Genomic DNA, 13,581 nt, shown 5'->3' on the forward strand with positions numbered 1-13,581 from the left:
GCGGCGATTACGCAACGTGCGCGCGATCACACTTGTCCGGCGATGACGTGCGGCGTACCGCTCAGTACATTCGAGTAAACCCTCGTTCACTTCTCATCCCCAAGGGGCCGTGCCTCATGACTGGAACGACCGGTACCACCTCAGTGATCGTCGCGGGAGCGCGGACTCCCATGGGCCGCCTCCTCGGCTCCCTCAAGTCCTTCTCCGGAGCCGATCTCGGAGGATTCGCGATCAAGGCCGCCCTCGACCGTGCGGGGATCGGTGGCGACCAGGTGCAGTACGTGATCATGGGACAGGTGCTGCAGGCCGGGACGGGGCAGATCCCGGCGCGCCAGGCCGCCGTCAAGGCGGGCATCCCGATGAACGTCCCGGCGCTCACGATCAACAAGGTCTGCCTCTCGGGCCTCGACGCGATCGCCCTCGCCGACCAGCTCATCCGCGCCGGCGAGTTCGACATCGTCGTCGCCGGCGGCCAGGAGTCCATGACCAACGCGCCGCACCTGCTGCCCAAGTCCCGCGAGGGCTACAAGTACGGCGCCGTCGAGATGCTCGACGCCATGGCGCACGACGGGCTGACGGACTCCTTCGAGAACATCCCCATGGGCGCCTCGACGGAGAAGCACAACACCCGCCTCGGCATCGCCCGCCCCGAGCAGGACGAGATCGCCGCGCTCTCCCACCAGCGCGCCGCCGCCGCGCAGAAGAACGGCGTCTTCGAGGCCGAGATCACACCCGTCGAGATCCCGCAGCGCAAGGGCGAGCCGGTCCTCTTCAGCAAGGACGAGGGCATCCGCGGCGAGACCACCACGGAGACCCTCGGCAAGCTGCGCCCCGCCTTCGCCAAGGACGGCACGATCACCGCGGGCACGTCCTCGCAGATCTCCGACGGCGCCGCCGCTGTCGTCGTCATGAGCAGGACCAAGGCGATCGAACTCGGCCTGGAGTGGATCGCCGAGATCGGCGCGCACGGCAATGTCGCGGGCCCGGACAACTCGCTCCAGTCCCAGCCGTCCAACGCGATCGTCCACGCCCTCAAGAAGGAGGGCCTGGAAGTCTCCGATCTCGACCTCATCGAGATCAACGAGGCGTTCGCGGCCGTCGCCGTCCAGTCCATGAAGGACCTCGGCGTCTCCTCGGACAAGGTCAACGTCAACGGCGGCGCGATCGCCCTCGGCCACCCCATCGGCATGTCCGGCGCCCGCATCGTGCTCCACCTCGCCCTGGAGCTGAAGCGGCGCGGCGGCGGCGTCGGCGCGGCGGCCCTGTGCGGCGGCGGCGGTCAGGGTGACGCGCTGGTGGTCCGGGTACCGAAGGCGTAACCGAGGCCGCTACCGTCCGTACGAGTGCGAGTGAACGGAGCTGTGATGCAGGACGTCCCCACGCTGGTCGCCCAGGCGAGAGAAGGCAGGCCGCGCGCCGTGGCCCGGCTGATCTCCCTGGTGGAGGGGGCGTCCTCGCAACTCCGTGAGGTCATGGCCGCGCTCGCGCCGCTCACCGGGAACGCGTACGTGGTCGGGCTCACCGGATCGCCCGGCGTCGGCAAGTCCACGTCCACGTCGGCGCTGGTCAGCGCGTACCGGCGGGCCGGCAAGCGGGTCGGCGTGCTCGCCGTCGACCCGTCCTCGCCGTTCAGCGGCGGCGCGCTCCTCGGCGACCGGGTGCGGATGTCCGAGCACGCCTCCGACCCGGGCGTCTACATCCGCTCGATGGCCACGCGCGGCCACCTCGGCGGCCTCGCGTGGGCCGCCCCGCAGGCGATCCGCGTCCTGGACGCGGCCGGCTGCGACGTCGTCCTGGTGGAGACCGTCGGCGTCGGCCAGTCCGAGGTCGAGATCGCCGCGCAGGCCGATACGAGCGTCGTGCTCCTCGCCCCCGGCATGGGTGACGGCATCCAGGCGGCCAAGGCCGGAATCCTGGAGATCGGCGACGTCTACGTGGTCAACAAGGCCGACCGTGACGGCGCAGACGCCACCGCCCGCGAGCTGAACCACATGCTCGGCCTCGGCGAGGCCCGCGCCGCCGGTGACTGGCGCCCCCCGATCGTGAAGACCGTCGCGGCGCGCGGCGAGGGCGTCGACGAGGTCGTCGAGGCGCTGGAGAAGCACCGCGCCTGGATGGAGGAGCGCGGCGTCCTGGCCGAGCGCCGGGCGGCGCGCGCCGCCCGCGAGGTCGAGACGATCGCGGTCACAGCCCTGCGCGCACGCATCGGCGACCTGTCCGGCGACCGCAGACTCGGCGCCCTGGCCGAACGGATCGTGACCGGCGAACTCGACCCGTACCGCGCGGCGGACGAACTGGTCGAGGGCCTGACCGGGGTTTGACCCTGCGGGCGCGCGCCGCGCGTCTTCCCGGCCGGGGTCTGGCCGGGGTTTGACCCCTGCGGGCCCGCGCCGCACGCCTTCCCGGCCGGGGCGTGACCGGGGCCTGGCCGGGGTTTGACCCCTGCGGGCCCGTGCCGCGCGTCTCTCCGACCGGGGCCTGACCTCTCCGGGCAGCCGCCGCGCCCCTTTCCGACCGGCAACCGCGGCCCCGAGCCGGGCGAGGGCCTCACCGGCGGCCCTGGTCCCGGGTGCCTCCGTGCCTCTCCTGAGGCTCCTGGCGGCCACTGTGCCCCTCCCTGCTGGGCGAGGGCTCCGCCGGTACCTGTGTCCCCGTACACCCACCGGGTCCCTCGGGGCTCTTCTGCGGCGCGTGGGGCCTCTGCTAGCTTGGCCGCATGACCTTCCTCCGTGCATAGAACTCCGGTGCGTCGACGCCCCGTTGAGTTCTCACGCATGCCCGGAGGAAATCCATCATGTACGCCGCTGTTCTGCGGACCCCGTACGCCCTGCGCACGTTCGGCGCCGCCCTGATCGGGCGTCTTTCGTACGGGACCGTCTCCCTCTCCCTGATGCTCGCGGCCAAGGCCGCCACCGGCTCGTACGCCGTCGCGGGCACCGTCATGGCGGTGTTCGGCGCCGCCAGTGTCTTCCTGTCACCGCTGCGCGCCCGGTACATCGACCGGTACGGGCCGCGCCGCGCGCTGACCCCGATGGCCCTCGGCTACGCGGCGCTGCTCGCGGTGCTCGCCGCCGTGACCTGGCGGCCCGGGGCGCCAGGCGCGCTGCTCGTCGCCCTCGCCCTGTGCGCGGGAGCCGCGACGCCGCCGCTCGGCCCGGCGATGCGGACGGTGTGGTCCCAGCTCCTGCCCGACCGGCGCCTTCTGCAGCGGGCCTACAGCCTCGACGGGGTCGCCGAGGAGCTCCTTTTCGTGTCCGGGCCGCTGATCGTGGGCGTGCTCGTGCTGTTCGCACCCCCCGCGTTCGGCGTCGCCCTGAGCGCCGGGCTGGTCATTGTGGGGACCCTGGCGTTCGTCGCGTCGCCCATGGTGGGAGCGGTCGTTCCGGCGGACGGGGAGCGTCGGAAGCGGGCCCGCGTCGTGGGGCGGATCAAGCGCCCCGTGCTCGTGACCCTCGGCGTCGGCATCGCGCTCGGCGCGGCCGATCTGCTGGTGCTCGCCTTCGCCGAGGACCGCGGGCGGGCCGACGCGGCGGCCTGGGTCCTCGCCGCGCTGTCGGCGGGCAGCGCGGTCGGCGGGCTCGTCAACGGCGCCGTCGACTGGCGGCGCCCCGCCCGCACCCGGCTGACCCTGCTGGCGTTCGGCCTCGCGGCGGCTCTCGGCGCCGCGGCCCTCGCCCCCGGCCTGCTCGCCCTCGCCGGGGCGGCGGCCTGCGTCGGCCTCTTCGTCGCGCCCGCCCTGACGACCGCGTACCTCCTCGCGGACGAGGTGGTGGACCCGGCCCTGCGGACCCAGGCGGGCGCCTGGGTCAACACGGCGGTGAACGCGGGCAGTTCGGGCGGCACGGCGGGTGTCGGCCTCCTGGTGGGCCACGCCCCGCTGCCCGTCTGCTTCCTGGTGGCGGCAGCGGCCCCCTTGCTGGCGGGCCTGTTCGGGGTCGTTCAAGCCCCTCCGGCGATCGAGGAGCGGGGCGCGGGGCAGAGCCCCGTGACCCGCACTCCGGCCGTCCGGCCTCAGTCGTCGTCGCCCTCGTCGTCCGCCGAGTGATCCACCGTCACCGCACCCGACCGGAGGTCGACCCGCCAGTCCTGCTGCTTCCCGTTCGCCGACGTCGTCTCGACCTCCCAGCCCTTGACCGAGCCGTCGTCATCGGCATCGACCGAGGTCACCGTCGCCTTGGACGCGGCGGCGCGAGCCGCGTCCTCGGCTGAGGTGGAGGCGCCCCGCACCGCGGAGGCGATCCGCGCCGCGTCCCCGTCGTCGTCCTTCTCGGTGTGCGAGCCGAGCACCTTCCCCGTACCGGGGTCGACGTCGATGTCGTGCCACGTGCTGCCGGAGCCGATGATGTCGACCTCCCAGACCAGGCGGCCGTCGTCGGAGTCGAGGTCGGCGCCGGTCGCGGTGCCGGGGGTGTGCTTCAGGGCGGCGGCGATCGCGTCCTCGGCCCTGACCTTGGCGCCCCGCGCCTCGTCGGCGTTCTCCTGGGCGTCGCCGACGCCGTCGTCCTTGACGCGCACGCTCGACTTCGGGCCCGACGAGCCACCGTCGTCGGCGACGGCCACCGCCGTGGCGGCACCTCCGCCGAGCAGGGCGACGACGGCGATGGCGGAGATGACGGTCGTACGGCGCTTCATGAGGTTCTCCCTTTTCGCGGAGACGGTCGGGACGTGGTCCCGCGGGTCTTGTTCGTGCGTTGGGAACCAACCTGCCGGAGCGATCCTGAAGCCCCGCTGAAGCACCCTGAAGATTTCTTCAGGTTCGGCCTGCCACCCTTGCAGCCATGCGCTTGCTGATCGTGGAGGACGAAAAGCGGCTCGCCCTGTCGCTCGCCAAGGGGCTCACCGCCGAGGGCTACGCCGTCGACGTGGTCCACGACGGCCCGGAGGGCCTGCACCGGGCGAGCGAGGGAACGTACGACCTGGTGATCCTCGACATCATGCTGCCGGGCATGAACGGCTACCGCGTCTGCGCCGCCCTGCGCGCCGCGGGCGACGACGTGCCGATCCTCATGCTCACCGCGAAGGACGGCGAGTACGACGAGGCCGAGGGGCTCGACACGGGCGCCGACGACTACCTGACCAAGCCCTTCTCGTACGTGGTCCTCGTCGCCCGCGTGAAGGCGCTGCTGCGGCGGCGCGGCAGCGCGGGCAGCGCCTCGCCCGTGCACACCGTCGGCCCGTACGCGGTGGACACCGCCGCGCGCCGCGTCACCCACGGCGAGGAGGGGGAGGTCCCGCTCACCGCCAAGGAGTTCTCCGTCCTGGAACAGCTCGTCACGCGCGCGGGGGAGGTCGTCTCCAAGGCCGACATCCTGGAGCACGTCTGGGACTTCGCCTACGACGGCGACCCGAACATCGTCGAGGTCTACATCAGCGCCTTGCGCCGCAAACTCGGCGCCTCCTTCATCCGCACGGTGCGCGGCGCCGGCTACCGCCTCGAGGTGCCCCGGTGAGGCGCGCGTTCGGCTCCGTACGCGCGCGTGCCGCGCTCGCCGCCACCCTCGTCGTCGCGATCGCCCTGGTCGCGGCGGGCGCCGCAGTGCTGCTCGCCCTGCGCACCAACCTCACCGGGCAGGCGGACAGCACCGCCGACTCGGGCGCGCGCCGCGTGGCCACGGCCCTGGCCACCGGCACCGCGCCCGACGCCCTCGACCTGGACGACGAGGACCGGCCCGTCCAGGTCGTCGACGACGACGGGCGCCTCGTGGCCGCCTCCGAGGACCTGGAACGGGTCAGCGGCACCGGCACGCGCGCGGTGAAGCCCGTCCCCGCGAAGGCGGCCGGCGACAGCGACGACGACCCGGGCGGCGACGACAGCACCGGCCCCGGCAAGGTCTCCGACTCCACCGAGTACAGCGGCGGCAGTGCCACCGTCGACGGCGACAGCGCCGACTACCGGTTCGCCGAGGTCACCGTCGACGACACCGCCCACGGCGAACTGACCGTCTACGCGGGCGCCCCGCTCTCCGCCGAGCAGGGCGCGGTCTCCACGGCCCTGACCGCGATGCTGATCGGCTTCCCGGCACTGCTCGTGGTCGTCGGCGGCGTCACCTGGCTGGTGACCCGGCGCGCGCTGCGGCCGGTCGAGGCGATCCGCGCGGAGATGGCCGCCGTCACCGCCTCCCGGGACCTGGCGCGCCGCGTGCCCGAGCCGGGCACGCACGACGAGGTGGCCCGCCTCGCGCGGACCACGAACGAGACGCTCGCCGCGCTTGAGGGCTCCGTCGAGCGGCAGCGCCGGTTCGTCGCGGACGCCTCGCACGAGCTGCGCAGCCCGATCGCGAGCCTGCGCACCCAGCTCGAAGTGGGCGCGGCCCACCCGGAGCTGCTCGATGTGCCGGGCGCCGTCGAGGACACCGTACGGCTGCAGGAGCTGGCCGCCGATCTGCTGCTGCTCGCCCGTCTCGACGCGGGGGAGAAGCCGGGGGCGGCCGAGGTCGATCTCGCCGCGCTGGTCCGCGAGGAGCTGTCCCAGCGGACCGGCGACCGGCACCCGGTGACCGTGGAGGCCCGGGGGAGTGCGCGGGTGAGCGGCTCACGGAGCCAGCTGGCGCGGGTGCTCGGCAATCTGGTCGACAACGCGCAGCGGCACGCCCGTACCGGCGTGCGGGTCACGCTCGCCGTCGAGCGGGGCCGCGCGGTCCTGGGCGTCGCGGACGACGGGGACGGCGTACCGGCGGACGAGCGGGAGCGGATCTTCGAGCGGTTCGTACGGCTCGACGACGCGCGGTCCCGGGACGGCGGCGGGGCCGGTCTGGGCCTCGCCATCGCCCGGGACGTGGCAGAGCGGCACGAAGGCACGCTGACGGTGCGCACCGCGCCGGACGGCGGAGCCCTGTTCGAACTCGGGCTGGCTTCGCAACGCTGGTGAACTACTCGGTGAACTACTGGGTGAACTACTCAGCGAACTGCTCGGTGGATCAGCTGGGGAAAACTGTTCGGAAAAGGTGAGGCACGGGGGAAGTCGGCGGCCCTCCGTACCTCACACAATTCGCAGCTGTCACGGTTTGCCGCGCTGCGAACGCAGATGGTCGGCGATGGGTGCCAGCGCCTTGTTGAGGTTGGCCAGGTCCTCCGCCGGGACGAGATCGACGAAGTGCTGCCGCACGGACGCCACATGGTGCGGGGCGACCTTCTGCATGGTCTCCAGGCCGAAGTCGGTGAGCACGGTGTAGAGGCCGCGCCGGTCCGACTCGCAGTTCTCGCGGCGCACCAGGCCCGCGTTCTCCATGCGGGTGATCTGGTGCGAGAGCCGGCTCTTGGACTGCAGGGTCGACGCGGCCAGATCGCTCATCCGCATCCGGAGCTCCTCGGCCTCGGAGAGGTTCACGAGGATCTCGTAGTCGTTCATCGTCAGGCCGAAGGGCTGGAGATCCTTCTCCAGCTGGTAGTTGAGCAGCCTGTTGACCTCCAGGTGGGTGCGCCAGGCGCACTGCTCCGCGTCGGTCAGCCATTGCGTGGCCGTGTCGGTCTCCATAAATCGATTCTACCTAAGAAGTTGAAAGGCGAACGAATGTGGGGGCTGTGACGCCTCGCAGCCCTTGGTGATTCGTAATGGGGTCACGCGTTCGACGTCACACTCCGCAGACTACCGCTCACAGCCCGAAGCGACGCTGGAGGTCCCCGAGCTGTCCGGGAAGGCGCGGTGCCGGTGGCTGACCTGCGCCCGCACCGGGTGCGCCGCCCGGGACACCCGTCTGGTGAGGCACGTCACCCGTCAGCCGCTCGGGCATCAGCGCCTCGCTGGACTGCAAGAGGACCGTCCCCGCGCCGACGAACTCGAACTGGTGCTCCTCTCCGGAGACTCCGCCGACGCCCGTCATCGCACGTAGGCCGCCGATCACGCCGGTCAGATAGGCGTGGTCGTAGTGGTGGCACGGCGACGGGCAGTCGGCCCAGCCCACCAACGCCTGCGGATCCACACGGACGGGCGGTTCCATGAACACCACAGGACCGTTTGAAGCCGCGACGAATTTGCCGGTGCCAATGAGCGTCAGGAAGCCCGGCACAATCGATTGCTTCAGCGCGAGACTTGGCTGAAAAGCGAGCAGATTGCCCGCCCGGATGGTCAGATTGCCGTCATCCAGGTCGTACGAATTGACGTCGAAGGCCCGGTCCGCGAGCAGCATCTTTCCGCTGCCCTCCGCCACCACCCAGTCGCTCGCGTGCAGCGGCGAGTGGAACGAGGTGCGCACGAGCCGGTCGAGGCGGCCGTGCCCAATGCCGTTGAACTCCATCCGCCCGTAATAGGCGATCATCTTCCCCTTCTGCAGGAACCACTGACTGCTCTTGAGTTCCACACAGAAGGTGTACGCGTTGACGTTGTCGTCGACGGGCAACGTCATCGGGTCGAAGACCACAGGGCCACTCACGCCACTCACGCCACTCGCGCCGCTCACAGCTTCTCCTCCGAGGCCTGGACGTACACCGCGCCGCTCCCGCTCAGCTCCAGTTGGAACGCCTCGCCGCTGCCGCGGCCCACCATGTCCCGCCAGCCGAGCGCCGTGGACAGCTTGTTGCGGACGTCCCCGTGGTGGGCGACGTACGCCTGCGGGTCGACGTGCACCTCCCGGCCCGGCGTGATCGGCACCTCGATGACACCGCCGTGCGCCATCACGGCGACGGACCCGTGCCCCTTGAGCGTCGTCGTGAAAAGACCCTGCCCTGTGACCTGGCCGCGCACCATGCCCATGACGCCGCCCTGCGCACCCATGAACATCGTGCCCTGCTGCAGCGTCCCCTCGAAGGCGAGCAGCCGGTCCGCCTCCACGTACAGCGTGTCGCCGGAGAGCGTGATCACCTGCACATGGTGGCCGCCGTGCCCGAACAGCACGGTGCCGCTGCCCTCGACGGTCATCAGCGGCGTCGCCTCATTGGCCACGCGCCGCCCGAGCATGGACATCACGCCGCCCTGCCCGCCCTGGACGTTGGGCGTGAAGGAGACGTCCCCCTTGTACGCGAGCATCGCGCCGCGCTGGCTGTAGAGCCGCTGCCCCGGCACGACGGTCACCTCGACCATCTTCGAGTTGATCTCGCGGAAGTTCACCGGCGGCATCTCACACATCTCCCGCGATCGTGTTGCGCTCACTGGGCTGGACGTAGACGAGCCCGTCGCCCTCGAACCGGATCTGGAACGCCTCGCCGCCGCCCTCCCCCAGGAACGTACGGAAGGTGACACCCGACTGGAACGACTGGTTGAGGTTGCCCTGGTGTGCGATGTACGCGCCCGGGTCGACGGTCAGCGGGTAGTCGCGACTGACCCGGAGCACCACGGCGGGCCCGTCGCTCATGAGCGCGGCCTGCCCGTGCCCCTCGACGGTCGTGGTGAACAGCCCGTTGCCCTGCGAGGCGCCGCGCATCCCGGTGAAGGAGGTGCCGGTGCGCAGCCCGGCGTCCGTGCACAGCAGGTTGCTCGACTCCACGAAGAGCTTGTCGCCGCGCAGCTCCACCAGGTTGATCTCGCTCGCCCGGTCGGCGAACCAGCAGGTGCCCTGCCCCTTCACCTCCATCACCACCATCTGCTCGCCGGTGATGCGGCGCGTGACCATGCCGCGGATGCCCTCACCACCGCCGCTCAGTTTCTTGAACGCCATCCGGCCGTCGTACGCGACCATCGACCCGTTCTTCGCCTTGACGCTGTCGCCCGTCATGTCGACGGCGAGCATCTTGCTGCCTTGCAGCCGGAACGTTGCCACGGATCGAAGGTAACCGGGCCGGGGAGCCCGCCGACAGGGCCCAAGGCGCGCGATGCCACAATGAGGAACGCTTGTGCGTCCTTTCACAAGATCAACGCCGCCCACCGCAACCACCAACGCCGAAGGTGCCCCGTGGACATCAAGACCGCCTCAGCCCTCCGCCGCCTCCGCCTCGTCTCCGCGCCGGAGGCCGTCTCCTTCCTCCTGCTCATCGTCTGCTCGGTCCTGAAGCGCACGACCGACTTCAACGCGGTGCCGGTGATGGGCATGGTGCACGGCATCCTCTTCGTGCTCTACGTGCTCTTCTGGCTGGACGCCTGGAACCGTACGAAGTGGAGCTTCGGCCGCGCCGCCCTCTACTTCGTCCTCTCGGTCCTGCCCACCGGCGGCTTCTTCGCCGAGCGCAAGCTCAAGCGCGAGGCCGAGGCCGCGGTCGACCAGGTCATCGCCGCCCGCGCCCGCCAGGAAGGGATCGTGAACGCGTGATCGTCGCCTTCTCCGTGACCCCGCTCGGGGTCGGCGAGGACGTGGGCGAGTACGTGGCCGACGCCGTCCGCGTCGTCCGCGAGTCCGGCCTGCCGAACCGCACCGACGCCATGTTCACCTCCGTCGAGGGCGAGTGGGACGAGGTCATGGACGTCGTCAAGCGCGCCGTCGCGGCGGTCGAGGCGCGCGCGCCGCGCGTGTCCGTGGTCATGAAGGCGGACATCCGGCCGGGCGTCACCGACGGACTCAGCTCCAAGGTGGCGACCGTGGAGCGCCATCTCGCCGACGGCTGAGCCGCGTGGGCCGGTCGGGACGGAGCCGGCCGGCCAAAGACCGAGACAGGGCTGACCACCATGTGACCGGCCGGTAAGGTCGGAGTCGTGCCGAAGCCGCTCAGTCTTGCCTTCGATCCGATCGCCCGCGCCGACGAACTCTGGAAGCAGCGCTGGGGATCCGTGCCCTCCATGGGCGCCATCACCTCGATCATGCGCGCGCACCAGATCCTCCTCGGCGAGGTCGACGCCGTCGTGAAGCCGTACGGGCTCACGTTCGCGCGCTACGAGGCGCTGGTGCTGCTCACCTTCTCCAAGGAGGGTGAGCTGCCCATGTCGAAGATCGGGGAGCGCCTCATGGTGCACCCCACGTCGGTCACCAACACGGTCGACCGCCTGGTGAGGTCCGGCCTCGTCGACAAGCGCCCCAACCCCAACGACGGCCGCGGCACGCTCGCCACCATCACCGACAAGGGCCGCGAGGTCGTCGAGTCGGCGACGCGCGACCTGATGGCGATGGACTTCGGGCTCGGCGTGTACGACGCCGAGGAGTGCGGGGAGATCTTCGCGATGCTGCGGCCGCTGCGGGTGGCGGCGAACGACTTCGACGAGGAGTGAGCTGCCTCTTCGGCGGGGAGCGAGCCGCTTCCTCGGCGCGGAGCGGGTGACCTCTTCGGCGCGGAGCGGGTACGGGGCCGCGCGTGAACCCGGCTGAAGATCGCGCAAATCGGGCGGTTACGCTCGTCCCATGAAGAAGAGCGTGCTGACCCGCTACCGGATCATGGCTTACGTGACCGGTGTGCTCCTGGTCCTCCTGTGTCTCGGCATGATCGCCAAGTACGCGCTCGGCATGGACGGCGCGGCGGACGCCACGCGCGTCATCGCCATCGCGCACGGCTGGCTGTACGTCATCTACCTGGTGTTCGCCTTCGACCTCGGGTCCAAGGCGAAGTGGCCGGTCGGCAAGCAGCTGTGGGTGCTGATCGCGGGCACGATCCCGACGGCTGCGTTCTTCGTGGAGCGCAAGGTCTCGGCGGAGCTGGAGGCCAAGGTCACGGAGGACGGCACGAAGCTCGCGAAGGCGTAAGCCCGCCTGTTCCGGGTCCGCCCAACCGCTCATACACGAGTGTGAGCGGTTCGCCATCGACTTTTACTAGGACGTCCAAGTAAATTGGACGGCATGGGAAGCATGGACGCTGACGCCATCGCGGAAGGCCGCCGCCGCTGGCAGGCCCGCTACGACTCCGCCCGCAAGCGGGACGCCGACTTCACGACGCTGTCCGGAGACCCCGTCGAGCCGGTCTACGGACCACGGCCCGGGGACACGTACGAGGGGTTCGAGCGGATCGGCTGGCCCGGCGAGTACCCGTACACCCGCGGCCTGCACGCGACCGGCTACCGGGGCCGCACCTGGACCATCCGCCAGTTCGCGGGGTTCGGCAACGCCGAGCAGACCAACGAGCGCTACAAGATGATCCTCGCCGCGGGTGGCGGCGGCCTCTCCGTCGCCTTCGACATGCCGACGCTCATGGGCCGCGACTCCGACGACCCGCGCTCGCTCGGCGAGGTCGGGCACTGCGGTGTCGCCATCGACTCCGCCGCCGACATGGAGGTCCTCTTCAGGGACATCCCGCTGGGCGACGTCACGACGTCCATGACGATCTCCGGGCCCGCCGTCCCCGTCTTCTGCATGTACCTCGTCGCGGCGGAGCGCCAGGGCGTCGACCCGGCCGTCCTCAACGGCACGCTCCAGACCGACATCTTCAAGGAGTACATCGCGCAGAAGGAGTGGCTCTTCCAGCCCGAGCCGCATCTGCGCCTGATCGGCGACCTGATGGAGCACTGCGCCGCGTCCATCCCGGCGTACAAGCCGCTCTCGGTCTCCGGCTATCACATCCGCGAGGCGGGCTCGACGGCCGCGCAGGAGCTGGCGTACACGCTGGCGGACGGCTTCGGCTACGTCGAACTGGGCCTGTCCCGCGGCATGGACGTGGACGTCTTCGCCCCCGGCCTCTCCTTCTTCTTCGACGCGCACCTCGACTTCTTCGAGGAGATCGCCAAGTTCCGCGCCGCCCGCCGCATCTGGGCCCGCTGGATGCGTGACGTGTACGGGGCGCAGACCGACAAGGCGCAGTGGCTGCGCTTCCACACCCAGACGGCGGGTGTCTCGCTGACGGCGCAACAGCCGTACAACAACGTGGTGCGTACGGCGGTCGAGGCGCTGGCGGCAGTCCTCGGCGGGACGAACAGCCTTCACACCAACGCCCTCGACGAGACCCTCGCGCTGCCGAGCGAGCAGGCCGCCGAGATCGCTCTGCGTACGCAGCAGGTGCTCATGGAGGAGACCGGCGTCGCCAACGTCGCCGACCCGCTCGGCGGCGCCTGGTACGTGGAACAGCTCACCGACCGCATCGAGGCCGACGCCGAGAAGATCTTCGAGCAGATCAAGGAGCGCGGCCTGCGCGCCCACCCGGACGGGCAGCACCCCATCGGCCCCATCACCTCCGGCATCCTGCGCGGCATCGAGGACGGCTGGTTCACGGGCGAGATCGCCGAGTCCGCGTTCCAGTACCAGCAAGCCCTGGAGAAGGGCGACAAGCGGGTCGTGGGCGTCAACGTGGCGCATGGTTCCGTCACCGGTGACCTCGAGATCCTGCGGGTCAGCCACGAGGTGGAGCGGGACCAGGTCCGCGTCCTCGGGGACCGGAAGTCGGCGCGGGACGAGTCGGTCGTACGGGCCGCTCTCGACCGGATGCTGGACGCTGCCCGCGACGGCTCCAACATGATCGCCCCGATGCTCGACGCGGTCCGCGCGGAGGCGACACTCGGGGAGATCTGCGGGGTGCTCCGCGATGAGTGGGGCGTGTACACGGAGCCGCCCGGGTTCTGACCGGGGCCTCCGGCTGTCCGCCGGGCCCCCCTTCGCGTCGATTTGAGCGCGGGTCACGTCGTGGTTGCTCGCGCAATTCCTCGCGCCCCTGAGAGGGCACTTCGCGCGCCATCTCAGGGGCGCGTCGCTGTGCGGGGCTCGGCGGAGCCGTATGGCATCAGGAGCGCGAGGAAGTGAGCGAACGATCCTGTCCCAACTCCACGCGGGCGCGAGCAGATCAAGCTCGGCTCCCTGGCGCCGA

Annotated in this window: 15 protein-coding genes; 10 read left to right on the forward strand and 5 right to left on the reverse strand. The window is 71.0% G+C overall.

Features of this window, described 5'->3' with window-relative positions:
* Positions 1-116 precede the first annotated feature (116 nt).
* From ACH4RC_RS13015 to ACH4RC_RS13025, 3 genes are all read left to right on the forward strand, one after another.
* Positions 117-1,319: an acetyl-CoA C-acetyltransferase gene (locus tag ACH4RC_RS13015; RefSeq protein ID WP_398199064.1), complete on the forward strand. Its 1,203-nt coding sequence runs from the start codon at positions 117-119 to the stop codon at positions 1,317-1,319.
* A 45-nt stretch (positions 1,320-1,364) separates the two neighbouring features.
* Positions 1,365-2,321 carry a methylmalonyl Co-A mutase-associated GTPase MeaB gene (gene meaB, locus ACH4RC_RS13020; RefSeq protein ID WP_398199067.1) on the forward strand — a complete coding sequence of 319 codons (957 nt, stop codon included), beginning with the start codon at positions 1,365-1,367 and terminating at the stop codon, positions 2,319-2,321.
* Positions 2,322-2,794: 473 nt separating this feature from the next.
* On the forward strand, positions 2,795-4,045 hold the full coding sequence (locus tag ACH4RC_RS13025; protein WP_398199069.1) for an MFS transporter: 1,251 nt from the start codon (positions 2,795-2,797) through the stop codon (positions 4,043-4,045).
* Here ACH4RC_RS13025 and ACH4RC_RS13030 read toward each other — a convergent pair.
* Positions 4,012-4,632: a PepSY domain-containing protein gene (locus ACH4RC_RS13030; RefSeq protein ID WP_398199071.1), complete on the reverse strand. Its 621-nt coding sequence runs from the start codon at positions 4,630-4,632 to the stop codon at positions 4,012-4,014. The genes ACH4RC_RS13025 and ACH4RC_RS13030 overlap by 34 nt on opposite strands.
* Before the next feature lie 146 nt (positions 4,633-4,778).
* Between ACH4RC_RS13030 and ACH4RC_RS13035 the strand changes: the two genes are divergently transcribed.
* Positions 4,779-5,450, forward strand: a complete 672-nt coding sequence (locus tag ACH4RC_RS13035) for a response regulator transcription factor (protein ID WP_398199073.1) — start codon at positions 4,779-4,781, stop codon at positions 5,448-5,450.
* A complete protein-coding gene (locus ACH4RC_RS13040) occupies positions 5,447-6,868 on the forward strand; it encodes an ATP-binding protein (protein ID WP_398199075.1) in 1,422 nt (473 codons plus the stop codon). The genes ACH4RC_RS13035 and ACH4RC_RS13040 overlap by 4 nt, the downstream gene beginning before the upstream one ends.
* A 129-nt stretch (positions 6,869-6,997) precedes the next feature.
* On the opposite strand, the gene ACH4RC_RS13045 is transcribed toward ACH4RC_RS13040, so the two are convergent.
* The 4 genes from ACH4RC_RS13045 to ACH4RC_RS13060 all read right to left on the reverse strand — a co-directional run bounded on the left by ACH4RC_RS13045 (position 6,998) and on the right by ACH4RC_RS13060 (position 9,692).
* On the reverse strand, positions 6,998-7,474 hold the full coding sequence (locus ACH4RC_RS13045; RefSeq protein ID WP_398199077.1) for a MarR family winged helix-turn-helix transcriptional regulator: 477 nt from the start codon (positions 7,472-7,474) through the stop codon (positions 6,998-7,000).
* Between the two features lie 118 nt (positions 7,475-7,592).
* Entirely contained in the window at positions 7,593-8,342 is a 750-nt protein-coding gene (locus tag ACH4RC_RS13050) for an AIM24 family protein (RefSeq protein WP_398199218.1), read from the reverse strand.
* 50 nt (positions 8,343-8,392) lie between these two features.
* Positions 8,393-9,043, reverse strand: coding sequence for an AIM24 family protein (locus ACH4RC_RS13055; RefSeq protein WP_398199221.1), 651 nt, complete (start codon positions 9,041-9,043; stop codon positions 8,393-8,395).
* Between the two features lie 10 nt (positions 9,044-9,053).
* Positions 9,054-9,692: an AIM24 family protein gene (locus ACH4RC_RS13060; protein ID WP_398199079.1), complete on the reverse strand. Its 639-nt coding sequence runs from the start codon at positions 9,690-9,692 to the stop codon at positions 9,054-9,056.
* A gap of 132 nt (positions 9,693-9,824) precedes the next feature.
* Between ACH4RC_RS13060 and ACH4RC_RS13065 the strand changes: the two genes are divergently transcribed.
* The 5 genes from ACH4RC_RS13065 (at position 9,825) to ACH4RC_RS13085 (ending at position 13,340) form a co-directional block, all read left to right on the forward strand.
* Positions 9,825-10,178, forward strand: coding sequence for a DUF3817 domain-containing protein (locus ACH4RC_RS13065; protein WP_398199082.1), 354 nt, complete (start codon positions 9,825-9,827; stop codon positions 10,176-10,178).
* A complete protein-coding gene (locus tag ACH4RC_RS13070; RefSeq protein WP_361063954.1) occupies positions 10,175-10,471 on the forward strand; it encodes an MTH1187 family thiamine-binding protein in 297 nt (98 codons plus the stop codon). The genes ACH4RC_RS13065 and ACH4RC_RS13070 overlap by 4 nt, the downstream gene beginning before the upstream one ends.
* 87 nt (positions 10,472-10,558) lie before the next feature.
* A complete protein-coding gene (locus ACH4RC_RS13075; protein ID WP_398199085.1) occupies positions 10,559-11,068 on the forward strand; it encodes a MarR family winged helix-turn-helix transcriptional regulator in 510 nt (169 codons plus the stop codon).
* Positions 11,069-11,198: 130 nt separating this feature from the next.
* Positions 11,199-11,537: a DUF3817 domain-containing protein gene (locus ACH4RC_RS13080; protein ID WP_361063948.1), complete on the forward strand. Its 339-nt coding sequence runs from the start codon at positions 11,199-11,201 to the stop codon at positions 11,535-11,537.
* Between the two features lie 102 nt (positions 11,538-11,639).
* Complete coding sequence (locus tag ACH4RC_RS13085) at positions 11,640-13,340, forward strand: methylmalonyl-CoA mutase (protein ID WP_398199223.1); 1,701 nt, start codon at positions 11,640-11,642, stop codon at positions 13,338-13,340.
* Positions 13,341-13,581: the final 241 nt, after the last annotated feature.

It is taken from the genome of Streptomyces sp. NPDC016845 (assembly GCF_044332585.1).
Taxonomy (GTDB): domain Bacteria; phylum Actinomycetota; class Actinomycetes; order Streptomycetales; family Streptomycetaceae; genus Streptomyces.